The 21,545-nt window shown below is 67.6% G+C and carries 20 protein-coding genes and 2 tRNA genes; 12 read left to right on the plus strand and 10 right to left on the minus strand.

The annotated features are described in order from the left end of the window. Positions 1–242: 242 nt before the first annotated feature. Positions 243–1,715 carry a lipopolysaccharide biosynthesis protein gene (locus QP045_RS05040; RefSeq protein ID WP_422513878.1) on the plus strand — a complete coding sequence of 491 codons (1,473 nt, stop codon included), beginning with the start codon at positions 243–245 and terminating at the stop codon, positions 1,713–1,715. Here QP045_RS05040 and QP045_RS05045 read toward each other — a convergent pair. Together QP045_RS05045 and QP045_RS05050 are read right to left on the minus strand one after the other, a co-directional pair. Continuing rightward, positions 1,712–2,650 carry a hypothetical protein gene (locus QP045_RS05045; protein ID WP_422513879.1) on the minus strand — a complete coding sequence of 313 codons (939 nt, stop codon included), beginning with the start codon at positions 2,648–2,650 and terminating at the stop codon, positions 1,712–1,714. The genes QP045_RS05040 and QP045_RS05045 overlap by 4 nt on opposite strands. A 66-nt stretch (positions 2,651–2,716) precedes the next feature. Beyond that, entirely contained in the window at positions 2,717–3,142 is a 426-nt protein-coding gene (locus tag QP045_RS05050) for a CBS domain-containing protein (protein WP_422513880.1), read from the minus strand. A gap of 72 nt (positions 3,143–3,214) precedes the next feature. Between QP045_RS05050 and QP045_RS05055 the strand changes: the two genes are divergently transcribed. Continuing rightward, positions 3,215–3,544, plus strand: coding sequence for a hypothetical protein (locus tag QP045_RS05055; protein ID WP_422513881.1), 330 nt, complete (start codon positions 3,215–3,217; stop codon positions 3,542–3,544). A 56-nt stretch (positions 3,545–3,600) separates the two neighbouring features. Here QP045_RS05055 and QP045_RS05060 read toward each other — a convergent pair whose 3' ends face one another. From QP045_RS05060 to QP045_RS05090, 7 genes are all read right to left on the minus strand, one after another. After that, positions 3,601–4,476 (minus strand): DUF4167 domain-containing protein, encoded by an 876-nt coding sequence (locus QP045_RS05060; RefSeq protein ID WP_422513882.1) that lies wholly within the window; start codon positions 4,474–4,476, stop codon positions 3,601–3,603. A gap of 246 nt (positions 4,477–4,722) precedes the next feature. Beyond that, the gene (prmC, locus tag QP045_RS05065; RefSeq protein WP_422513883.1) at positions 4,723–5,547 is read right to left on the minus strand and encodes a peptide chain release factor N(5)-glutamine methyltransferase; all 825 of its coding nucleotides are present in this window, start codon (positions 5,545–5,547) and stop codon (positions 4,723–4,725) included. Further along, positions 5,544–6,620 carry a peptide chain release factor 1 gene (gene prfA, locus QP045_RS05070; RefSeq protein ID WP_422513884.1) on the minus strand — a complete coding sequence of 359 codons (1,077 nt, stop codon included), beginning with the start codon at positions 6,618–6,620 and terminating at the stop codon, positions 5,544–5,546. Before prfA ends, prmC begins: the two co-directional genes overlap by 4 nt. Then, positions 6,617–7,840: a histidine--tRNA ligase gene (gene hisS, locus QP045_RS05075; RefSeq protein ID WP_422513885.1), complete on the minus strand. Its 1,224-nt coding sequence runs from the start codon at positions 7,838–7,840 to the stop codon at positions 6,617–6,619. Before hisS ends, prfA begins: the two co-directional genes overlap by 4 nt. A gap of 80 nt (positions 7,841–7,920) precedes the next feature. Then, a tRNA-Gly gene (locus tag QP045_RS05080) sits at positions 7,921–7,994 on the minus strand. Between the two features lie 67 nt (positions 7,995–8,061). Then, positions 8,062–8,382 (minus strand): YnfA family protein, encoded by a 321-nt coding sequence (locus QP045_RS05085; protein WP_422514132.1) that lies wholly within the window; start codon positions 8,380–8,382, stop codon positions 8,062–8,064. A 48-nt stretch (positions 8,383–8,430) separates the two neighbouring features. Then, a tRNA-Tyr gene (locus QP045_RS05090) sits at positions 8,431–8,516 on the minus strand. A gap of 133 nt (positions 8,517–8,649) precedes the next feature. On the opposite strand from QP045_RS05090, the gene QP045_RS05095 reads away from it, so the two are divergent. From QP045_RS05095 to QP045_RS05110, 4 genes are all read left to right on the plus strand, one after another. Then, entirely contained in the window at positions 8,650–10,257 is a 1,608-nt protein-coding gene (locus tag QP045_RS05095) for a M20/M25/M40 family metallo-hydrolase (protein WP_422513886.1), read from the plus strand. Between the two features lie 2 nt (positions 10,258–10,259). Beyond that, positions 10,260–11,009 carry a 23S rRNA (guanosine(2251)-2'-O)-methyltransferase RlmB gene (rlmB, locus tag QP045_RS05100; protein WP_422513887.1) on the plus strand — a complete coding sequence of 250 codons (750 nt, stop codon included), beginning with the start codon at positions 10,260–10,262 and terminating at the stop codon, positions 11,007–11,009. 75 nt (positions 11,010–11,084) lie between these two features. Further along, on the plus strand, positions 11,085–12,845 hold the full coding sequence (gene ggt, locus QP045_RS05105) for a gamma-glutamyltransferase (protein WP_422513888.1): 1,761 nt from the start codon (positions 11,085–11,087) through the stop codon (positions 12,843–12,845). Between the two features lie 49 nt (positions 12,846–12,894). After that, positions 12,895–14,685, plus strand: coding sequence for an AMP-dependent synthetase/ligase (locus QP045_RS05110; protein WP_422513889.1), 1,791 nt, complete (start codon positions 12,895–12,897; stop codon positions 14,683–14,685). Positions 14,686–14,767: 82 nt separating this feature from the next. On the opposite strand, the gene QP045_RS05115 is transcribed toward QP045_RS05110, so the two are convergent. Further along, the gene (locus tag QP045_RS05115; protein ID WP_422513890.1) at positions 14,768–17,674 is read right to left on the minus strand and encodes a M16 family metallopeptidase; all 2,907 of its coding nucleotides are present in this window, start codon (positions 17,672–17,674) and stop codon (positions 14,768–14,770) included. A gap of 152 nt (positions 17,675–17,826) precedes the next feature. On the opposite strand from QP045_RS05115, the gene QP045_RS05120 reads away from it, so the two are divergent. The 6 genes from QP045_RS05120 to QP045_RS05145 all read left to right on the plus strand — a co-directional run bounded on the left by QP045_RS05120 (position 17,827) and on the right by QP045_RS05145 (position 21,476). After that, a complete protein-coding gene (locus QP045_RS05120; protein ID WP_422513891.1) occupies positions 17,827–18,645 on the plus strand; it encodes an aspartyl/asparaginyl beta-hydroxylase domain-containing protein in 819 nt (272 codons plus the stop codon). 31 nt (positions 18,646–18,676) lie between these two features. Next, positions 18,677–19,249: a NifU family protein gene (locus QP045_RS05125; RefSeq protein ID WP_422513892.1), complete on the plus strand. Its 573-nt coding sequence runs from the start codon at positions 18,677–18,679 to the stop codon at positions 19,247–19,249. After that, complete coding sequence (locus tag QP045_RS05130; protein ID WP_422513893.1) at positions 19,249–19,839, plus strand: malonic semialdehyde reductase; 591 nt, start codon at positions 19,249–19,251, stop codon at positions 19,837–19,839. The genes QP045_RS05125 and QP045_RS05130 overlap by 1 nt, the downstream gene beginning before the upstream one ends. A 5-nt stretch (positions 19,840–19,844) precedes the next feature. Continuing rightward, positions 19,845–20,462, plus strand: a complete 618-nt coding sequence (gene tsaB / locus QP045_RS05135) for a tRNA (adenosine(37)-N6)-threonylcarbamoyltransferase complex dimerization subunit type 1 TsaB (RefSeq protein ID WP_422513894.1) — start codon at positions 19,845–19,847, stop codon at positions 20,460–20,462. Further along, a complete protein-coding gene (rimI, locus tag QP045_RS05140; protein WP_422513895.1) occupies positions 20,459–20,935 on the plus strand; it encodes a ribosomal protein S18-alanine N-acetyltransferase in 477 nt (158 codons plus the stop codon). Before tsaB ends, rimI begins: the two co-directional genes overlap by 4 nt. A gap of 127 nt (positions 20,936–21,062) precedes the next feature. After that, on the plus strand, positions 21,063–21,476 hold the full coding sequence (locus QP045_RS05145) for a MucR family transcriptional regulator (RefSeq protein ID WP_422513896.1): 414 nt from the start codon (positions 21,063–21,065) through the stop codon (positions 21,474–21,476). Positions 21,477–21,545: the final 69 nt, after the last annotated feature.

Here is a 21,545-nt window from a genome sequence, read left to right on the forward strand (position 1 = left end):
GTGGCCCGGTGCCTCGCGTTTCAGAACCGTCCCTGGCAGGCCGTGAAGGCCGCCCCGTCCGGTGAACAGGCCTCTACGGAACACCCAACAAACCGTCAAGCGATTCGATGACAGTTTTCTGAAATTTCTGAACGAGGGGCTTAAACCGCTGGGGAGGCCACCCTGCCGGCATAGCCCCGGATCGGGACGCCACCGCCGTGGTTCTTGTGGCGCGCCGCGCCCGCCCGGCATAGGCGAACCGCATGGAAGCCCGCGTTCAGAAAGCAGAGCCACCCGGCGGATCGCTGCGGCAACAGGTCCGCTCCGCGGTGCTTTGGCGCTCGGGCACGCAGATCCTCGGCCAGTTGATCGCCTGGGCATCCACCTTCCTGGTGATCCGGGTGCTGACGCCTTCGGACTATGGGCTCGTCGCGATGACGGGGGTCGTGCTGCTGCTGCTGAGCATGCTCAACGGCTATGGCCTCGCCAATGCCGTGATCCAGCATGCCGACGTCGGCCGGCGAGAGATCGCGCAAGTCTTTGGCATGCTGCTGCTGCTCAACGGGGTGCTGGCGGTGCTTCAGCTCGCCGCAGCGCCGCTGGTGGCCGACTATTATCGCGAGCCGATGGTGGCGCGGCTGCTCCAGGTGCAGGCGCTGCTGTATCTCCCCACCCCCTTTGCCTCGCTTGCCTATGCGCTCCTCGCCCGAAAGATGGAGTTCCGTCGGCAGGCCCAGGTCAATCTCGCGTCCTCGGTCGCGGGCGCGATTGCGGCATTGGCGGGGGCCTATGGCGGGCTGGGCGTATGGACGCTGGTTCTGGCGCCGGCAGTGCTGTTCTATACGCGAGCGATCGGGCTCACCATCGCGGCGCGGTCACTGATATGGCCGAGCTTCCGCTTCGCCGGATCGGGGCATCTCGCACGGTTCGGCGGATTGGTCGCCGCATCGGGGCTCCTCAACTTCGCGCAGAGCCAGGCAGATGTGCTGATCGCGGGGCGCTGGTTCGATGCGCACCAGGTCGGGATCTACACCACGGCGCTGTTCCTGACGCAAGTCTTCGCCAACAAGGTCGTGCCCCCGCTCAACGAGGTCGCCTTCTCCGCCTATGCCCGCCTGCGGCAATCGGGCGGCGACATCGCTGGGGCCTTCCCGGGAGCGGTGCGGCTGGTGATGCTGGCCGCAATGCCGTTCTACTTCGGCATCGCCGTCATTGCCGAGCCGCTGGTCCATGTCGTGCTCGGGCCCAAGTGGCTGGAGACGGCACCGCTGATCCGCCTGCTCGCGATCGCCATGCCCTGCTGGACGCTGCAGACATTGTTCCAGCCGGCGATCGATTCAGCGGGCCGACCCGGCGTCACGGCGAGCACCACCGCAATCGGCGCGGTCCTGCTGCCCGTCACGTTCCTGATCGGGGTTCAATACGGCATCGCGGGCATCGCCGCGGCCTGGATCGTCGCGCATCCGCTCCTGCTGGCGATCGTCGCGACCCGCGCCTTGCCGGTGATCGGCGTCCCTGCTGGCACCTATCTACGGGCGATCGCGCCGCCTGTCGTAGCCGCAACCGCAATGGCGCTGGTGGTGGGAGCGGTGGACACTGGCCTGCCACCACTCGCGCCTATCGGACGCCTGGGCGTGCTCGTGCTGGTGGGGGCCGCGGCGTACCTCGGCGGATTGATGCTGTTCGCCCGGGCTACCCTGCGGGACGCAATCGCAATGGTTCGAGCGCGGGGCTAAGCCCTTCCGCCTCGTTCCAGCGATGCGATGCTCGCGCGGGTTGCATCCCGATAGGCGGTGCCATGAAACCGGCACGTCCCGATGAAATGCGCAAAGCGCACGTCCGGCGGCAGCGGCCGGTCCTCATGATTGCAATAGCGATCGTACGGCAGCAGCAGGGGATCGCGGCCATTGGCCACCACCACGTTCGAGGTCACCTGCTCGCTACCCCACCGATCCCAGCGCTCGCGCCCGATCAGACAATCCATCTCCAGCGAGAAGGCTTCGGCCAGGTCCCTTCCCGGCCCGCCAGGCGAGAACCCGGCAAAGCCGGCGCAGCCACGCACGTACCGATGAAGCCGATCGCCCATGCCCTGCACCTGGCCCAGGGCGGTCTCTGCCGCTTCCTGGACATGCAGGCCGGGGCGGCGCGGATCCGCCCCGGCGTATCGGGCGCGAAGCTCCGCAATGTCGACAAGCTCGGAGTTCGCCTCGCCGCGGAGGGTGAAGTCCCGAGCGGCGTCGATGGCCCCGGCCACTTCCGGCACGTCGCCGAGCGTCACCGTGTCCGAATCGACCTGCACCACATAGTGATCGCGACGCAGTTCGAGCAGGTGAAGCAACCGTTCCCAGGCGCCGCCGGTTGGCATCGCGCCCGTATCGACCGCGTCGATATGAGTGATGTCTGGATCCCCCAGATGATGCGCGAAGATTGCGCGATCTGCGTCCGTCAGGGTGCCGTCATCGAGCAACGCGACGCGTCCGCGTCCAAGATGCGCGTGGAGAGACTTGAGCGCGACCAGCGCGGGCAGGACCGCCGCTGTTCCCACCATCGAGAACAGGATGACCCCGTCGTCGCGTGGCTGGATCGGGGCGGTGGACAGCACTGCTGCCGCCACACGGCGGTGGTGCAACCGCTTGGCATGCCAGACCAGGCGGCTCGCAAAGGACTTCATGCGCTCCAAACGCCCGCGGCGGGGAGGAAAGTCAACTGCTCGCCACCGTCTCCGCGGCGCGCCGGCTCAACTGCTGATATAAGCACGCATCGCCTGGGCTTCCGCCTCGATCAGTTCGATGCGGTGCTTCACGAGGTCGCCGATCGAGACGATGCCGACAAGCCCCCCATCTTCCACGACGGGCAGGTGGCGGATCCGTCGGCGGGTCATCAGCGAGAGCGCGGCGAGCACCGGCTCTGCCGGCGAAACCGTGACCGCAGGCGCCGTCATCGCCGAGGTGACGAGACGATCCAGGATCGCAGCCCCTTCGTGGTGCAGGCAACCGATCACGTCGCGCTCGGAAAACACGCCCAGGATGGCGTCGCCATCGAGCACCGGCACCGCGCCGATCCGCTGTTCGGCGAGGAGGTGAACCGCGTCCCCCACCGTTCGCGTCGCATCGATCGAGACCACGTCATGGCCCTTGCCGCTCAGGATCACCGCGATGGTCATCGGACCCTCCTATGGCGCCGCTATTGTTCGGCGGGGGTTGAGCATCCCATGTTTCGGTGGGAATGCAAGGCGATGCTGCAGGATGAACCCGATCCACTCGACGATCCCACCTATGCGCCGTTCGCGTGGCGCCGGTTTCGTCGACTGTTGGGCTGGATGGCGGTGCTTGCCGCAGGCGCAGCCGGCGCGGCGGTGGCGCTGCTGTGGCATTTGCTGGGGCCGCTGCCGATCCACATGATCATCGCGACCGTGCTGGGGGTGGGCCTATCCGTCCTGATGGCCGCGGCGCTGATGGGCCTGATCTTCCTGAGTTCCGGCAGCGGGCATGACGCGGCGGTGGATCGCTTCACCAGCAAGGATCCGCCCGACGAATCCCGGGGCGCGAGTAAAGGCCCAGAATAAAAGAAGGGCCGGAACCGCGGATGCGGCACCGGCCCATTTCTTTGTTCCGTCAGACTTCAGGCTGCCGGCGGCATTGCCTCGTCGTCGGTGCGGACACGGCGCCGACGGCGCGGACGCTCCTCTCCCTGAACGTCGACTGAGCCCAGTGCGGGCGGCAGCCGATCGGCCTCGATGCCATGCATTTCGGGGGCAGCCTCGACCGGCTGTTCCTCGTCCCGGCGACGGGCACGCGTACGGGTGCGGGGCGCGCGGACCTCGACTTCGCCGGAAGGTGCTTCGCCACCGTTGGCCGCGACTGGCGTCATCGGCTCTTCCTGCTCGACTGCGGCACCGTTCACCTCGGTCTGGGTGAGCTGCGGACGTTCGCCGCGCGGGGCACGATCCATCCGGGGACGCGCGTCACGCTGTACGCGATCCTCGCGCTGCGGACGATCCTCGCGCCGGGGGCGATCTTCGCGCTGGGCGCGCTCTTCACGCTCGGGGCGATCCTCGCGTGCTTCGCGATCGTCACGCTGCGCTCGCTCTTCACGCTGCGGGCGGCCGTCGCGCTGCGGACGATCCTCACGCTGAGGACGATCCTCGCGCTGGGAGCGCTCGCCGTTGTTCTCACCGTCGAACTCGAACTCCTCGCCCTCATCTTCCGAGTTGAAGTCGCCGCGTTGACGCTGATTCTCTTCGACGCGCGCCTTGTTGTCGTTGAGGACGCGGAAATAATGATCGGCAAACTGGAAATAATATTCCGAATTCACCCGATCGCCCTGCATCTGCGCGTCGCGAGCAAGGTTCCTGTACTTCTCCAGCAGCTGCGCGGCATTGCCACGTGCGCGACTGTCGATGCGATTGCCGTTATCAGAACGGCCCGGGTTTCCGCCACCCTGAGGGCGTTGTCCACCACGACCGCGACGGCGGCCGACTTGCCGGTTGTTTATCAACGTGTGTGTGTCCCGTTCAAAACTGTCCGTCGATCCTGTCGATCCCGGATGCTGCCTGTCGCAGAGACGCGCCGCTGCGCGACCCCGTCTGCCATGGCCACCGGACCGCAGTGGCGCGCATGACGCTGGAGGGAGCGATGCCCCGTATTCACCCTAGCTTTGGCCGAAGGTGGCTTGCCCCGCCCCGGTATTAGCGGCTGCGCAGGCGATCTCCAAGGGGAAATGTGGGCACCACGCATCCTCAATTCAAGCTGCCACCACGGCACGCGGATGGCCGGCAAGATCCGCCCTGATGCTCGTCGACATTCCCTGCTCGCGAAGCAGTGCGGATACTGCCTCCGCCTGAGTAGATCCTATCTCCACCACCGCAACGCCGCCGGGCGCAAGCAACCGCGCCAACTGCGGCGCCAGCAGCCGATAGGCGTTGAGCCCGTCGGGTCCTGCGAACAGCGCGCCCGCGGGCTCATGCACGGCCACTTCGCGCGGCAGCACCTCCTCCGTCCCGATATAGGGCGGGTTCGTCAGCACCAGGTCGAAACTCCCGTCGAGCCCCGCTGCCCAGTCGCCGAGCGCGAAGTCCGCGCGATCCGCCATGCCCAGCCGGGCGGCATTGCGACGCGCATAGGCCAGCGCCTCTTCCGAGCGATCGATCCCGAGCCCATGCGCCTGCAGCCATTGGTCAAGCGCCGCCAGCAGCAGCGTTCCTGGCCCCGTGCCGAGGTCGAGGATCGTCGCCGGAGCGCGGCTGCCGAAGTGCGCAACGGCCGCCTCGATCAGGGTCTCGCTGTCGGCACGGGGAACCAGCGCGCCGGGGCCCACCTCCAGCTCGATGGTCCAGAATGCGCGGCGTCCCGTCAGATAGGCGATCGGCGTGTGCGCAAGCCGCGCCTCGACGAGCGCGGCGAAGCTATCCGGCACGGCATGGTCCAGGCGGGCCAGCAACAAGGTGTCGCGTTCGACGCCCATCGCATGGGCCATCAGCAGCTCGGCATCGAGCCGCGGCGTGTCCGACAGGGCCGCGATGCGCCCTGCGGCTTCGCCGATCGCCTGCCGGGCGGTCGCGGAGGTCACGCCCCGTCGAGCGTCGCCAGTCGCTCCGCTTCGTCCTGGGCGATCAGCGCGCCGATCAGCTCGTCCATCTCGCCCTCCAGGATTTCCGGCAGGCGGTGCAGGGTCAGGTTGATCCGGTGATCGGTCACGCGTCCCTGGGGGAAATTATAGGTCCGGATCCGCTCCGATCGGTCGCCGGACCCCACCATCGCCTTGCGCGTACCCGAACGTTCGGAGGCAAGCCGCTCGCGCTCTGCTTCATACAAACGCGTACGCAGCACCTTGAGCGCCTTGGCCTTGTTCTTGTGCTGCGACTTCTCATCCTGCTGGATCACCACCAGCCCGGTGGGCAGATGGGTGATGCGGACGGCGGAATCGGTCGTGTTGACGGACTGGCCGCCCGGCCCCGACGAACGATAGACGTCGATCCGCAGATCCTTGTCGTCGATCTGCACGTCGACTTCCTCGGCTTCGGGCAGCACCGCGACGGTCGCCGCCGACGTGTGGATGCGACCGCCGCTTTCCGTCACCGGCACGCGCTGGACACGGTGCACGCCGCTTTCGAACTTGAGCCGGGCGAACACGCCCTGCCCCGTTACCGAGGCGACGACTTCCTTGAACCCGCCGGCGTCCGAGGGACTGGCCGAAATCATCTCGACCTTCCAGCCGCGGCTGTCGGCATAGCGCTGGTACATGCGGAACAGGTCGCCTGCGAACAGCGCCGCCTCGTCCCCGCCGGTACCCGCACGGATTTCCAGCATCGCCGGGCGCTCGTCGGCGGCGTCGCGGGGAAGCAGCGCGAGCGCCAGCGCGCGCTCTGCCTCGGCCAGCTGTTCGCGATTCTCGTACAGCTCCTCGGTCGCCATCCGGCGCAGCTCTTCGTCGCCGTCACTGGTCATCTGTTCCAGCGATACGGATTCGGCCCGCAGCCGCCGGACCTCGCCGGCAGCTTTGGCGACCGGCTCGAGTTCGGCATATTCCTTCGACACCGCGACAAAGCGGTCGCCGGGCAATTCGCCCGTCGCCATCAGCGCCTGCAACTCGTCCAGACGCGCCTCGATCTGCGCGATGCGGTCGGGGGAAATGGCGGTCATGCCGTCTGCAAGACCTGCTCGGCGCGCGGTTCCCCGCGCAGCGTCCGGAACGCCGTCACCGGCGCGTCGCCCTCGAAGCGGAGCGACATCGTCTCCGCGGGCTCCAGCTTAAGGGCCTTGTCGTAGCGCTTGCGCGGTGATCCGGTCGCGACGAGATCGGCGACCAGCCCCGCCCTGCGCAGACGAGCGACCGCCGCGACGCCCTGCGCCAGCGCACGCTCGTCCTCGACCACCACGGCAACGCCGAGCTGCGGGGCCGGGGCGCCATCCAACAGCATCGCCAGCCGCTCGATGCCCGCAGCCCAGCCCACGCCCGGCGTTTCCGGGCCGCCGAGCGAGCCGATCAGGCCGTCGTAACGCCCGCCGGCAAGCACCGTGCCCTGCGCGCCCAGCCGGTCGGTCACGAACTCGAACGCGGTGTGGCGATAATAGTCCAGGCCGCGCACCAATCGGTCATTACGCGTCCAGCGCACACCGGCGGCGTCCAGTCCGGCGGTTACGGCAGCGAAGAAGTCCGCCGCTTCGGCGGTGAGATAGGCATCGATGCCGGGAGCCGCGTCGGCGATCGGCCGGTCGCGCGGGTCCTTGGAATCCAGAATGCGCAGCGGGTTCTTGCCGAGCCGCTCCAGGCTGTCTTCGCTCAACGCATCGCGATGGGCTTCGAAGTGCGCGACCAGGGCCGCGCGCCAGGCATCGCGCGTATCCGCGTCCCCCAGCGTGTTGAGCTGCAACGTCACGCCCTCGATGCCGAGTTCGCGCAGCAGCTGGTCGGCGAAGGCGAGCAGCTCGACGTCGGCGCCCGGCTCGGCCGCGCCGATCACCTCGGCGTCGAGCTGATGGAACTGGCGATAGCGCCCCTTCTGCGGCCGCTCGTAGCGGAACACCGGGCCATGGGTCGCGATCTTGAGCGGGGCGTACTGCTGCCAGCCGTCGGTCAGATAGGCGCGCGCGATGCCGGCGGTGAATTCCGGGCGCAGGGTGAGCGAATCACCGCCGCGATCCTCGAAGCTGTACATCTCCTTGGAGACAACGTCGGTGGTTTCACCCAGCGACCGCGCGAACACCGCGGTCGATTCGAACACCGGCAGCTCGACCCGGCTGAAGCAATAGAGCCGGCGGATGCGCTCGAACGCATCGACCACCCGGCCAAAGCGGCGCTGGTCTTCGCCAAAGATATCCTGGGTGCCACGAATGGGGCGGGGCGTTTCGATGCGGGCCATGGCGGCGCTCTCTAGGGCTGGTCCGCAGCTCCCGCAATCGCGCGGCCAATTGGCCATGGCGGTCGGAGGCGGAAAGAGGATGGAGCGGGTAACGGGAATCGAACCCGTGTATTCAGCTTGGAAGGCTGCTGCACTACCATTGTGCTATACCCGCCCGATGCGCCGGAGGTAGCGGCGCCTTGCGAACGACGCAAGAGGGCGGATGCGCGACCTGCCCGCCTTCAGCGTGGCCCGAACAGGATGGCGAGGCAGCCCGCCACGCACAGCCCGCCGCCGATCAGGTCCCAGCGATCCGGCCGCAGGCCCTCTACCAGCCACATCCAGCCGAGCGAGCTCGCGACATAGATGCCGCCATAGGCTGCATAGGCGCGCGCCGCCGCGGGCGTATCGGCAAAGGTGAGCGTCCAGGCGAAGCCTGCGAGCGCCACCATGCCGGGCAGCAGCCACAGCGGCGAGCCGTCGAGGCGGGCCCATTTCCAGAACGCAAAGCATCCGCCGATTTCGAGGGCGGCTGCGATGATGAAGATCAAGGGGGTCGGCAGCGCAGGTGTCCCTTTCGAGGGAGGACCGATCCGCCGCGCCGGGGCGGATGGTGGAAGGGGCTGGATTCGAACCAGCGTACACTTGCGTGGGCAGATTTACAGTCTGCTGCCTTTAACCACTCGGCCACCCTTCCACGGGGCCGCTTCGCTGAAGCGAGGTGGCCCATTGCCGTCCGATCCGCTCGGTGTCAACGGGTTGCGCGGCTTTCCTGGCCCGCATAGCGTCGACTTGAACGCTTTTTCTCTACCTCGAACGAACGGAACCCGATGCGCGCGCTCACCATTGCCTTGTTTGCAACCGTTGCTGCCACACCCCTTGCCGCTCAGTCGGTCGATCGTGAAGCGGTTGCCCGCATCATCGACGAAGGCACCAACCAGTCCGAGGTGATGCCGATCGCGCAGCACCTCACCGATGTGATCGGCCCCCGCCTGACCAACTCGCCCGGCATGCGCCAGGCCGAGGAGTGGACCCAGGCGAAGTTCCGCGAATTCGGCCTGAAGAACGTTCGCAAGGAAGGGTTCGAGTTCGGCCGCGGCTGGTCGATCGTGAGCTCCAGCGTGCGCATGGTGACGCCGCGCCCGATCCAGCTGACGGCAATCCCGATCGCGTGGACGCCCGGCACCAACGGCACGGTCACCGCGCCGGTGATCGTCGCGCCGATCAGCAAGGAAGCCGATTTCGCCCGCTATCGCGGCCAGCTCGCCGGCAAGATCGTGATGGTGACGCAGCCCGACACCGGCTCCGAGCCGGAACGTGCGCCGTTCCGTCGCCTCAGCCAGCAGGAGCTCAACGACCAGGATTTCTTCGAGGCTCCGGTCAATGACCCGGCCGCCGCGGACCGCCGGCTTAAGCGTCTCGACTTCTCGATGAAGCAGGACGCCTTCCTCAAGAGCGAGGGCGCGGTGGCGATGGCGACCATGTCGAACCGCGACGGCAAGCTGCTGCATGGCAGCGGCTACCTGTTCGGCCGCGACCAGACCCCGGCGGTGCCGGGCATTGAGATCGCAGCAGAAGATTATCGTCGCCTCGCCCGCCTCGCCCGCGTCGGCAAGGCGCCGACGCTGGAAGTCACCAGCAACGTCCAGTTCGATGACAGCGACGTGCAGGCATACAACGTGCTCGCCGAGATCCCGGGCACCGACCCCAAGGCGGGCTATGTCATGGCCGGCGCGCACTTCGACAGCTGGGCCGCCGGTGACGGTGCCGCAGATAATGCCGCCGGCACCGCGGTGGTGATGGAGGCCGCCCGCATTCTCTCCCAGATGGGCGTACGGCCAAAGCGCACGATTCGCTTCGCGCTGTGGAACGGTGAGGAACAGGGCCTGCTCGGTTCGCTCGCCTATATCGAACAGCATATCGCGACGCGCGCGCCGGCAGCGACTGCCCCGACGACCGGCCTTGCCCGCTTCTACGGCTGGTCCTCGCGCTGGCCGATCACGAAGAAGCCCGGCTACGACCAGCTTGCCGCCTATTTCAACCTCGACAACGGCTCGGGCAAAATCCGCGGCATCTATGCGGAAAACAACGTCGCGGCCGTGCCGATCTTCAAGGAGTGGCTTGCACCGTTCCAGTCGATGGGCGCCAGCACCGTTGCCATGCGCCGGACGTCGAGCACCGATCACTATTTCTTCCAGTCGGTCGGCCTGCAGGGCTTCCAGTTCATCCAGGATCCGCTCGACTATGGCAGCCGTCTCCACCACACCAACGCCGATACCTTCGATCATTTGAAGGGAGACGACCTGCGCCAGGCGTCGATCATCATGGCCTCGTTCCTGCTGAACGCTGCGAACGCCGACAAGCCGCTGCCCAAGCCGCCCTTGCCGCGTCAGCCCAAGGTGACCGACCCCTACGCCTGGCCTGTACAGGAGGACTAAGCATGGCACGTCGTGGTCATCGACCCAGCCAGGGTTCCCCGCAGCGCCCCCGATTCTGGGGGCGCCATGCGGTGCTCGCCGCCCTGGCCAATCCCGAACGCACGGTCCGCAAGCTGTGGGGCACGCACGAGGCGATCTCCCAGCTCGACATCCCGTCGACGCTCAACGTCACCTACGCCGAGGCGGCGGATCTCGGCCGGCTCGTCCCCAATGACGCGCCCCACCAGGGGCTCGTCGCAGAGGTCGACCCGCTGGAGGACATCTGGCTGGGCGACCTGATCGAGCGCGGGCGGGGCGACAGCCGCCCGCTGCTGGTGCTCGACCAGGTGACCGATCCGCACAATGTCGGCGCAATCCTGCGCTCGGCCGCCGCCTTCGACGCGCTCGGCATCGTCACCCAGGATAGGCATGCGCCGCCGGAGTCCGGAACGGTCGCCCGTACGGCGTCCGGCGCGCTGGAAATCGTACCCTGGGTGCGGGTGGTGAATCTCTCCCGCGCGCTCGATGAGATTTCGGAGGCCGGCTATTGGCGGATCGGCCTCACCGGCAACACCGACCTGACGCTCGACCAGGCGATGGGTTCGGACAAGGTCGCGCTGGTGCTGGGTGCCGAGGGTGAAGGCATGCGCCAGAACACCGAGGCGCATTGCGATGTCCTCGCGCGGCTGCCGATCAGCGATCAGGTGGAAAGCCTCAACGTCTCCAACGCTGCCGCGGTCGCGCTATACGCAGCGTCGTTGCGCCGCAGCTGAAATACCGGGGGGTGCGGTCGTCGGCCGCACCCCCTCACCTTTGCACCCGCGGCAATCCCCGCTACTCCTGCGGCCATGAAGCGTTTTCTCAGTTGTGCCGCATTGCTGCTCACCGTGAGCGGCACCGCCAATGCCCAGACATCCCGCCCCACGAAGTCGCCCAAGCCCGCAGCACAGGGCATGGTCAGTGCATCCGATCCCCGCGCCGCGGCCGCAGGGGTAGAGATGCTGCGCGCCGGCGGCAGTGCCACCGATGCCGCCATCGCGACGCTGCTCGCCCTCAATGTGGTCGAGCCGCAGAACTCTGGCATCGGCGGCGGCGGATTCTGGGTCGGGCACGATGCCAGGACCGGCAAGCTCCTCACCATCGACGGACGCGAAGCGGCACCTGCGGCCGCCGACCCGCACTGGTTTTACGCACCCGACGGCAATCCGCTGAGCCATTCCGCAGCGGTTCCGGGCGGGCGCAGCGTCGGCGTGCCCGGCAACCTGCGGAACTGGGCCCTGGCCCACCAGCGTGGAGGCAAGCTCCCCTGGGCCAAGCTGTTCGAGCCTGCGATTCGGCTTTCCCGCGACGGGTTCCGCATCACCCAACGGCTCAACACCGGCATCAACAACTTCGGCTCCCATGTCGATGCCTGGACGCGCGCGCACTATCGCGGGCCCGATGGCAAGGCGCTGCCCGTCGGCACGCTCCTCAAGAACCCGGAACAAGCGGCCCTTTTCGAGCGCCTCGCGCGGCTGGGTCCGGACAGCTTCTACGTCGGGCCGGACGCGCAGAAACTCGTCACCACCGTCAATACCGCCGCCCGCAACCCATCCAAGATGACCACTGGCGACCTCGCCAGCTACGACGCGAAGGAGCGGGAGCCGGTCTGCGGAAGCTACCGCGTGTACCGCATCTGCGGCATGGGCCCGCCTTCCTCGGGCGGCGTCGCCGTGCTCACGATCCTGAAGCAGCTCGAGCGGTTCGACATGGCGAAGCTCGGCAAGGATTCGCCGGTTGCTTGGCACCTGATCGCCGAGAGCCAGCGGCTCGCCTATGCCGATCGCGACATGTATCTCGCCGACCCCGACTATGTGACGGTGCCGGTAAAGGGCCTGCTCGACCCCAAATATATCGCGGCGCGGTCCGCCCTGATCTCGCCCGAGCGCACCATGGCGACCGTCTCCCCGGGCACTCCGGCCGGTGCCCCCGCGCGTATCCGCGTACAGGCGAGCGAAGTGCCCGGCACGACCCATGTCTCGGCCACCGACGCGCACGGAAACGCGGTTGCGGTCACCTCGACGATCGAAGGCTACTTCGGTTCGGGCCTGGCGGTGAACGGGACCATGCTCAACAACGAGCTGACCGACTTCGATATCGTGGCCGAGAAGAACGGCTATCTCGTCGCCAACCGGGTCCAGGGCGGCAAGCGGCCGCGCAGCTCGATGTCCCCGACGATCGTGTACGGTCCGGACGGGAAGGTGCGGATGGTGATCGGCGCCGCCGGCGGGTCTACGATCATCGCCCAGATCTCCAAGGCCTTGATCGCGGTGCTGGATTGGCAGATGTCAGCACAGGACGCGATCGGCCTGGGCCTCATCTACGCGCCGGGCAAGGTCGCAACGCTTGAGCAGGGCACGCAGCTCGACGCGATGGCCCCAGCCCTGGAGGCGCTGGGCGAACCGGTCCGGGTCGCGCCGCTGGGCCTGAAGGCAAATGCAGTGGAGCGGGTCAACGGCCGCTGGATCGGCGGCGCCGATCCGCGCAGCGAGGGCGTGGCCATGCGGCAGGACGGCAGCATCGTCGAAATCAACCGGGTCGGCGGTTTCGGCCCCCGTCCCCCGGAATAACCCACAGGCAAGACCCCGGCCTTCGGACGCCGGGGCGGCAGGAGAGGCCATGCGTACCCTCGAGCATTTCCCGAACCTCGTCTCGATATTCTTCGCCCGCGCCCGCGCGAATGGCGACAAGCCGTTCCTGTGGCACAAGGCCGGGGGCGAATGGCAGCCCACGAGCTGGGCAGAAGCCGCGCGCCAGGTCGCGAGCCTGGCCGCCGGCCTGAAGGCACTCGGGCTCAAGCGCGGCGACCGGGTCATGCTGGTGTCGGAGAACCGCCCCGAATGGTGCATCTCCGATCTCGCCATCATGGCTGCCGGCTGTGTCACGGTGCCGACCTATGTCACCAACACCCAGCGGGACCATCAGCACATCATGGAGAATTCCGGCGCCTGCGCCGCGATCGTCTCCACGGCCAAGCTCGCGCGCGCGCTGATTCCAGCCGCACTCCACGCCTCGACCCCGCAAAAGATCATCGGGATCGAGGACGTGCGCCTGCTCCAGCCGGGCAGCATCGAGATCCACAGCTGGCACCAGCTGATCGCCGACCATCCCACCAGCGCCGATGCGGCCGCAGGCGAGGCCAGCTTCCAGCGCGACGACCTTGCCTGCATCATCTACACCAGCGGCACCGGCGGCGCGCCGCGCGGGGTGATGCAGCACCACGGCGCGATCCTGCACAATGTCGCGGGCTGCTCGGCCGTCATCGCCGAGGATTTCGGCTGGGGCAACGAGGTGTTCCTGTCGTTCCTTCCGCTGAGCCACGCCTATGAACATACCGGAGGGCAGCACTTCGCCATCGGGCTGGGCGGGCAGATCTATTACGCCGAAGGGCTCGACAAGCTTGCCGCGAATATCGAGGAAGTGCGCCCCACGATCATGTTCGTCGTTCCGCGGCTGTTCGAGGTGCTGCGCACCCGGATCACCAAGGCGATCGAGAAGCAGGGCGGCATGGCGGCCTATATGCTCGGCAAGGCGATCGAGCTTGGCCTCAAGGAGAGCGAGGGCCGGCTGCGGCTGACCGACCGTCCCGCGCAGTTGGCGGTGAACAAGCTGTTCCGGCCCAAGATCGCCAGGCGCTTCGGCGGCCGGATGAAGGCGATGGTTTCCGGTGGCGCCCCGCTCAATCCAGAGGTGGGGCTGTTCTTCCAGGCGCTCGGCGTTACCTTCCTCCAGGGCTATGGCCAGACGGAAGCGGGACCGGTCATTTCCTGCAACCGGCCGTCGGCCGGGGTTCGGATGGACAGCGTCGGGCCGCCGCTCGCCAACACCGAGGTCCGCATCGCAGACGACGGGGAGATCCTGGTCCGCGGCGAACTGGTGATGCACGGCTATTGGCGCAACGAGGTCGAATCCGCGCGCGTGCTCAAGGACGGCTGGCTCCACACCGGGGACATCGGCCTCATCGATGAAGCCGGGCGAATCAAGATCACCGACCGCAAGAAGGACATCATCGTCAACGACAAGGGGGACAATGTCTCCCCGCAGAAGGTGGAGGGCATGCTCACCCTCCAGCCGGAGATCGCCCAGGCGATGATCGCCGGCGACCGGAGGCCCTATCTGGTCGCGGTGGTGGTGGTCGATCCGGAGTGGACGCAGCAATGGTGCGCCGCCAACCGCACCGCCTGCGACTTCAAGCGGCTGGGCGAGGACAGCGCCTACCGGGCGGCGCTCAGCGCAGCGGTCGAGCGGGTCAACCGCGAGCTTGCGATCCCGGAGCGGGTGCGGCGCTTCATCCTCGCCGACGCCCCGTTTACCATCGAAAACGAGCAGCTCACGCCCAGCCTCAAGATCCGCCGCCATGTGCTGCGCGAGGCGTACGGCGAACGCCTGGACGCCCTCTACAAGGGATAGCACGTCGCCCGCTGCTCCTCGCGAAGGGAGGAACCCGGGCCATCGCGAACAAGGGTGGCGGGGATTTCTCCCCGCCCCCTCATCACTCCGCCTTTTTCTCCGGCAGCACCACCAGCGACCAGTCCTTTTCGGGCCGCAGATACTTGGCTGCCAGCGCCTGGATATCCGCGGCCGTCGTGGTGCCGATATCGGACGCGATGGTGTTGATCGCGTCGATCCGCTTGGGATCGAACGTGCCGCCGGCGGTCTGCTGCATCCAGAACATGTTGCCGCTCGACACACGCGAAATGAACTGCAGCACCGGTGCCTGGGCGCGGCGAAGCTCATCCTCGGGAATCGGGTTCGCCACGAGATCGGCCGCGATCCCGCGCGCCAGCTCGAAGAAGAAGTCCGTCTTGTCCGGCGGCACCGCGCCGATGGCGAGGATCTTGCCGCCGCTCGGGAGGCCGACGGGCCAGTCATTGGCGACGTTGGGCGTATAGCTCACCCCGGCCTCCGAACGCAGCTTGTCGAGCAACCGGTCGCGGAACACCGCGGCGAGCAGTTCGAGCTTGCGGCTCTCCGTCAGCCCGGCGCTGCCCCCACCCGTCGGCCAGGCGATCACCGCCGCGGCCTGATTCGGCTGGCCGGTGTGGGTGCGCACGACCGGCGTGTTGACATGATCCGGGAAGCGGACGTTCGCATTGGCAACCGGGGCTGCCGGCCTCGGCTTCAGCGCGCCGAAGGTGCTGGCCACCGCCGCAATGGTCGCGTCAGCGGTCGTGTCGCCGAATACCTGGACTTCGATCGGGCCGCTTGCGAGCAGCGGCTCCCAAAAGGCGCGGAAGCTCTTTGCACCCAGCGCCTCGATGTCCTTGCGATCGGGCGAGGTCCAGCGCGCGTCGCCCGCGTGAAGCAGGCCTTCAAGGTCGCGCTGGAGCACGCCGACGGGCGACGACGACTGGCTGTCATAGCTCGCGAGCATCACCGCGCGGGCGCGGGCGACAGGCTTGGGGTCCCAGCCGGGCGCTGCCAGCTTGGTCGCGATCAGCCGCAGCTGGTCGTTGAGATCGGCGGCAGTGGTCGTACCGCCCAGCACGAACGCATCCTCCTGCATGCCGAACGACAGGCCGATCTGCCGGTCGCCGGTGAGCCGGTCGAGCTCCTCCTGGCCGAACTTGCCGACGCCGCCCGCGACCAGCGCGAGATCGGCGGCAAAGGCAGGGGTCCGCCGGTCGGACGGCAGTGCGCTCATCCCGCGGCCGAAGCGAACCTGGACATACACCTTGCCGGTTTCCGAATTGTTCGGGAACATCAGCAGGTTGACGCCGTTCGCGAAGGTCACCTTCTCGATCTGCGGGTCGGTCAGGACGACCGTGCGGCCGGTTACCTTCCCCGGGGTGCCGAGCTTGGGAAGTTCATTGAACTTGACCGTCCGCTGCGGCCCGCGCTTTTCCGCGGCGACGGTGACATCCGCCTGGATCGCGGCCGCCAGCTTGTTGACGGCGGTAGGATCCGGCGTCGGCGTGTTGACCAGCGCGCGCGTCTCGACGCCGTCGAAGACCTTGCGCGTGGCGGCCTGCACCTTGGCGGGGGTGAAGAACTTGCCGGCGACCGCACCGTCGAAGATGCGGAGCGAGGTTTCCGGTCCGGCGACGGTCTCGCGAATGTCGACCGCCTCGACCAGATTGTCGGCGAGCTTCGCGCCCGCGTCCACGCGCGAGGTCGCGACCGCATTCTCCATGGCAGCGCGGATCTCGCCGATTTCACGGTCGATTTCCTGCTGCGACGGCGGCGTGCGCAGTGCGCTTGCGATGGTCGCGCGCACGTCCCGCACCGCGGCTTCCCAGTCGTTGCCTACCGGCAGGATGGAAATCGCGGTGATATTGGCCGAGCGCGACACATCCTCGAGGTCGGCGCCCGCACTGATATAGCTGGCCCCTGCCCGCGCGCGGCTTTCCAGGCGGCGATTGATGATCCGGATCGCGATCTGGTCGACCATCCGCTCCTGGTTGAACAGGATCGTGTCGTCCCCGATGGTCCACGGACGCACCGTCGCCATCTGCACCAGCGTTGGAAGCGCCGGCTCGTTCACCACCGCACTCAGCTGGCCGCCGGGCTTGGGCTTGCCGAAATCGGGTGTCTTCGGCGCCGGGCCTTTCGCCTGCCAGCCGGAGAAATGCTTGATTACCGCGGCTTCGAGCACCTTGGGGTCCGCGTCACCCGCAATCACCACAACCGCCCGGTCGGGGCGGTACCAGCGTTCGTGGAACGCGCGCACCATGTCGGCGCTCGCGGCCTGCAGGGTCTCGACATTGCCGATCGGCGAGCGATCGGCCAGCGGCTGGCCGGTGAAGAACAACGCCCGTGTGGCGTCGCCCAGGCGCATCTGCGGGCCCGGCTGTTCGCGCTGTTCGGCAAGCACGACGGGTCGCTCGGCATTGAGCGAAGCCGGCGTAATCGTCGGCTCGGCCATCATGCCGGCAAGGATCTTCATGCTCTCGTCCAGCCCGGCCTGAGTCGCGCTGGGAAGATCGAGCTTGTAGACGGTCTGGGTAAAGCTGGTGGCGGCATTGCTGTCCGACCCGAAGGTCACGCCCAGCCGCTGCCACACGCGCTTCGATTCGCCATCCGGCACGTGCGCGGATCCGCGGAAGGACAGATGCTCCAGCAAGTGCGCGAAACCGCGCTCCTGCTCCGTCTCCATCAGAGAGCCCGCATCGATCGCAACTCGGATCGCGATCTGCCCCGGCGGGACGCCATTGTGGCGGACCGCATAGCGCAGGCCGTTCGGCAGCACGCCATAGGTCCATGACCGGTCCGGCGGGATATCGCTGCCCTTGAACAGCCATGGCGTATCCGGGCCTTGGGGCACGGGCTGCAGCGGCGGCAGCTGCCGGCTCTGCTGCTGGGGAGCCGCCGGCGGCGCAGTCTGCGCAATCAGCGGCGTAGTGGCGATCAGGGCCAGAAGCGGTAGTGCGATCCGGCGTACGCGTACAGGGAATGCCATGACGCAAGCGTAGCGGTCTTTTCCCGCCGCCGCCAGCGTAGCCGCGCGCCAAGTGGCGGAAACCACGGCAAACCCCGTTGGACATGATCTTCCACGCCACCGCCACCTTTTCGCCTTTTCTCCAGCGCAGCCTCGGTCGGCAGGGAGATGTAATGAACGTCGCAACACGACCGACGGCGAACGAGACACGCGCCGGCGCTTCAAGGGCAGAAGCACAGCATTCGCTGGTGGTTCGCGCCGGCAAGCGGCTGCGTCACGTCTTCGACGGGCTGATCCGCGCCTCTTCGCTGGTGTCGACCGCGCCGGTCCTGGATGTCCGCGCCTTTCCCTGGACGCGCGAGCTACGCGGACATTGGGAGGCGATCCGGGAGGAAGCGGTGCGGGTCGCGCTTCCGGAAGGCGCGGCGCCCTCGGTAGCGGAAATCTCACCCGATCCCTGCACCATTGCTGCGGTCGACCAATGGCGATCGTTCATCCTGTGCGGCTATGGCTATGACATCCACGCCAACCTCGATCGCTGCCCGGCCACGGCCAGGGCGCTCCAGGACGTCCCGGGGCTGAGCAGTGCGATGTTCTCGATCCTGGCGCCCGGTACCCACATCCCGGCGCACCGCGGGGTCACCAAGGGCCTGATCACCTGCCACCTGGGCCTGGTGGTTCCGCGCGACGGGGACGTGCGGATGCGTGTCGACAACCGCATGCTGCGCTGGGCCGAGGGCGAGACGCTGGTGTTCGACGACACCTATGAGCACGAAGTGTGGAACGACACCGGCAGTACCCGCGTGGTCCTGCTGCTCCAGTTCAAGCGCCCGCTTCGCCAGCCGGGGCGCTGGCTCGCCGACCTGATGCTCGACCTCGTCCGCCGGTCCGCTTTCGTGCAGGAGGCGCGGCGCAACCTGCTGGCCTTGCACCCCAGCGCGCAGGCGGACCCGGCGGCCGGGCCGAACGGATCGTTTCCCGCCTCGGCTTGATCCTGCCCGCCCGGCACGCCAAATGGCAGTCATGTTGATCGAGACCGAACTGACGCCCAACCCTGCAACCCTGAAGTTCCTTCCGGGTCGGGTCGTGATGGAAACCGGGACCCGCGACTTCGCGGCCCCGGAAGAAGCGGAGGTCTCGCCACTCGCCGAAGCGATCTTCGCGCTTGGTGACGTGACGGGCGTATTCTTCGGACGCGATTTCGTGTCGGTCACCGCAGCGCCCGGCGTCGAATGGGCAAGCCTGAAGCCGGACGTGATCGCGATCCTGCTCGACCATTTCTCGGCGGCGATGCCGCTGTTCCGCCAGGGCAGCGCCGGCTTCTCCGTGCCGCCGGCCGAAAGCGGCATCGTCGACAATCCGGAGGACGCGGACATCGTCGCGCAGATCCGGGAGCTGATCGAGACCCGCGTCCGCCCGGCCGTCGCCAATGACGGCGGCGACATCGTCTATCGCGGCTTCGACAAGGGCAAGGTCTACCTGCAGATGCAGGGTGCCTGCTCGGGCTGCCCGTCCTCGAGCGCCACGCTCAAGAACGGCATCGAGCAGCTGCTCAAATATTATGTTCCCGAAGTCACCGAGGTACGAGCGGTCTGATGACGATGCTGGACGATAGCGCACTCGACACGATCTTTCGCACCGCCCGCAGCCACACCCACTTCACCGACCAGCCCGTCACCCAGGCGGAGCTGGAAGCGATCTGGGACCTGCTGAAGATGGGGCCCACTTCCGCCAACCAGCTCCCTGCCCGCTTCGTCTGGTGCCTGTCCCCGGAAGCGCGCGAGAAGCTCGCCGTCTGCTGCAGCGACAGCAATGCGGACAAGGTCCGTCAGGCGCCGGTCGCCGTGATCGTCGGCATGGATACCGAGTTCCACGAGTATCTGCCGGAACTCTTCCCGCACACGGACGCGAAGTCCTGGTTCGTCGGCAACGCCGAGCTGCGGCAGGTGTCGGCCATGCGCAACTCGACGCTGCAGGGCGCCTATCTGATCGTCGCCGCCCGCGCGGTCGGGCTCGATGTCGGTCCGATGTCGGGCTTCGACAATGGTGCCGTCGACAAGGCGTTCTTCAGCGAAACGCCGTCGGTACGCTCGAACTTCATCGCGGTGCTGGGGCACGGCGATCCGTCCCGGCTGCACGAGCGGCTGCCGCGGCCGGCGTTCGACCGGTTCAACACGATCGCCTGACCGCCTTGCGCACGCTGGTCATCGAAACCGCGACCGCCGCATGCTCGGTCGCGCTGCTGGAGGGTGACGCCATCCTCGATTCGCGGCACGTCGTCGTAGGTCGCGGCCACGCCGAGCGGCTGGTGCCGATGATCGCAGAGCTGACGGACGGCGGTCGCGCAGATCGGATCCTTGTGGATTGCGGCCCCGGCAGCTTCACCGGCGTCCGGGTCGGCCTTGCCGCCGCCCGCGGCCTGGCGATCGGCTGGGGGGCCGAGGTGCAGGGCTATTCCTCCCTTGCCCTGGTCGCGGCAGGCGCCTTCGCCGGCTCGCCGTCACTCGAGACCCTGGCCGTCGTCCTCGAAGGCGGGCACGGCGAAGTGTTCATGCAGGAGTTCTCTGCGCAGCCGCTGGCGGAACTGGCGCCCTTTGCCTCCTTGCGCCCCGATGCCGCCCTTGCCCGGCTTGGCGACCGCGGCGCGGTGGGCAACGGCGTTCACCGCCTGCTCGCCCTTGGCGCGGTCGCAGCGGTCGAGGCGCTTCCGGACGCGCGCGATGCCCGGCTGCTGCCGCCAGCCCTCGCGACGCTGCCGCCCCGGCCGATCTACGGCCGGGCGCCCGACGCCAAGCCGCCGCAGACGTGAGCTCCGCCGCCGGACCCATCGTGCTGCGCAGCGGCTCGACCGCCGACCTCGACTCCGTCTCGGCCGTGATGCGGGAGGCGTTCGACCCGCGTTATGGCGAAGCGTGGACCCCGGCCCAGTGCCTCGGGATGCTGTCGCTGCCGGGAGTGTGGCTGACCCTCGCCGAATGCGACGGCGAAGTGCTGGGATTCGCGCTTTCGCGCTCGGTCGTCGACGAGGGCGAGTTGCTGCTGATCGCCACCCGGCCGGCGGCACAGGGCCGGGGCATCGGCGGAATGCTGCTGCGCTCCGTCATCGACGAGGCGCGCCGGAGATCCCTCTCCCACTTGCATCTTGAGGTCCGCGCGGGCAATGGCGCCGTAGAGCTCTACAAGCGCGAAAGTTTCGCCAAAGTAGGCGAGCGACCCCGGTACTACCGAGGTCGGGCGGGAGAGGCCTTTGATGCGCACAGCTATGCGCGCGCCATCCCCTGAAAAGCTCCGCAACAATTCGTCGCAAAAATTTTGCGGACTCAGTGTTGCGATTCTGTCACAGTGAGCCGATAGGCAAAGTCACGAACGGCGGTGTGTTGCCGTTCTAGTTGAAAGGGTACGAAGAAAGATGGAACTCCAACAGCGGCCTCCCGACGATACGCTGATCGCGTACACAGCCGATATCGTCGCAGCCCATGTCAGCAACAACAGCGTGTCGCTCGCCGACCTGCCATCGCTGATCCAGAACGTCCACGGCGCGCTCATCACCCTCGGCGGCGCGAACGCCGAACCCGAGGTGAAGCAGGAGCCGGCGGTGCCGATCCGAGCATCCGTCAAGCCGGACTACATCGTCTGCCTTGAAGACGGCAAAAAACTCAAGATGCTCAAGCGTCACCTGATGACCCACTATCAGATGACCCCGGACCAGTACCGGGCCAAGTGGGGCCTGCCGCTCGACTATCCCATGGTCGCGCCCAATTACGCGGAGCAGCGCCGCACTCTGGCCAAGGCCATCGGCCTCGGGACCAACCGCAAGCGCTGATCGCGGCACCGGCAACGGCGTCGTGCCGTCCGGCCGCCCCCGACGGGCGACCGGGCGGCCAAGCCCGCT

The sequence above is a fragment of the Sphingomonas sp. 3-13AW genome (assembly GCF_049311085.1).
Classification (GTDB): Bacteria; Pseudomonadota; Alphaproteobacteria; order Sphingomonadales; family Sphingomonadaceae; genus Sphingomonas.

Coding starts and splice junctions, on each gene's coding strand:
- QP045_RS05040 (WP_422513878.1), top strand. CDS start 243: ATGGAAGCCCGCGTTCAGAAAGCAGAGCCACCCGGCGGATCGCTGCGG.
- QP045_RS05045 (WP_422513879.1), bottom strand. CDS start 2,650: ATGAAGTCCTTTGCGAGCCGCCTGGTCTGGCATGCCAAGCGGTTGCAC.
- QP045_RS05050 (WP_422513880.1), bottom strand. CDS start 3,142: ATGACCATCGCGGTGATCCTGAGCGGCAAGGGCCATGACGTGGTCTCG.
- QP045_RS05055 (WP_422513881.1), top strand. CDS start 3,215: ATGCTGCAGGATGAACCCGATCCACTCGACGATCCCACCTATGCGCCG.
- prfA (WP_422513884.1), bottom strand. CDS start 6,620: ATGACCGCCATTTCCCCCGACCGCATCGCGCAGATCGAGGCGCGTCTG.
- hisS (WP_422513885.1), bottom strand. CDS start 7,840: ATGGCCCGCATCGAAACGCCCCGCCCCATTCGTGGCACCCAGGATATC.
- QP045_RS05095 (WP_422513886.1), top strand. CDS start 8,650: ATGCGCGCGCTCACCATTGCCTTGTTTGCAACCGTTGCTGCCACACCC.
- rlmB (WP_422513887.1), top strand. CDS start 10,260: ATGGCACGTCGTGGTCATCGACCCAGCCAGGGTTCCCCGCAGCGCCCC.
- ggt (WP_422513888.1), top strand. CDS start 11,085: ATGAAGCGTTTTCTCAGTTGTGCCGCATTGCTGCTCACCGTGAGCGGC.
- QP045_RS05110 (WP_422513889.1), top strand. CDS start 12,895: ATGCGTACCCTCGAGCATTTCCCGAACCTCGTCTCGATATTCTTCGCC.
- QP045_RS05115 (WP_422513890.1), bottom strand. CDS start 17,674: ATGGCATTCCCTGTACGCGTACGCCGGATCGCACTACCGCTTCTGGCC.
- QP045_RS05120 (WP_422513891.1), top strand. CDS start 17,827: ATGAACGTCGCAACACGACCGACGGCGAACGAGACACGCGCCGGCGCT.
- QP045_RS05125 (WP_422513892.1), top strand. CDS start 18,677: ATGTTGATCGAGACCGAACTGACGCCCAACCCTGCAACCCTGAAGTTC.
- QP045_RS05130 (WP_422513893.1), top strand. CDS start 19,249: ATGACGATGCTGGACGATAGCGCACTCGACACGATCTTTCGCACCGCC.
- QP045_RS05145 (WP_422513896.1), top strand. CDS start 21,063: ATGGAACTCCAACAGCGGCCTCCCGACGATACGCTGATCGCGTACACA.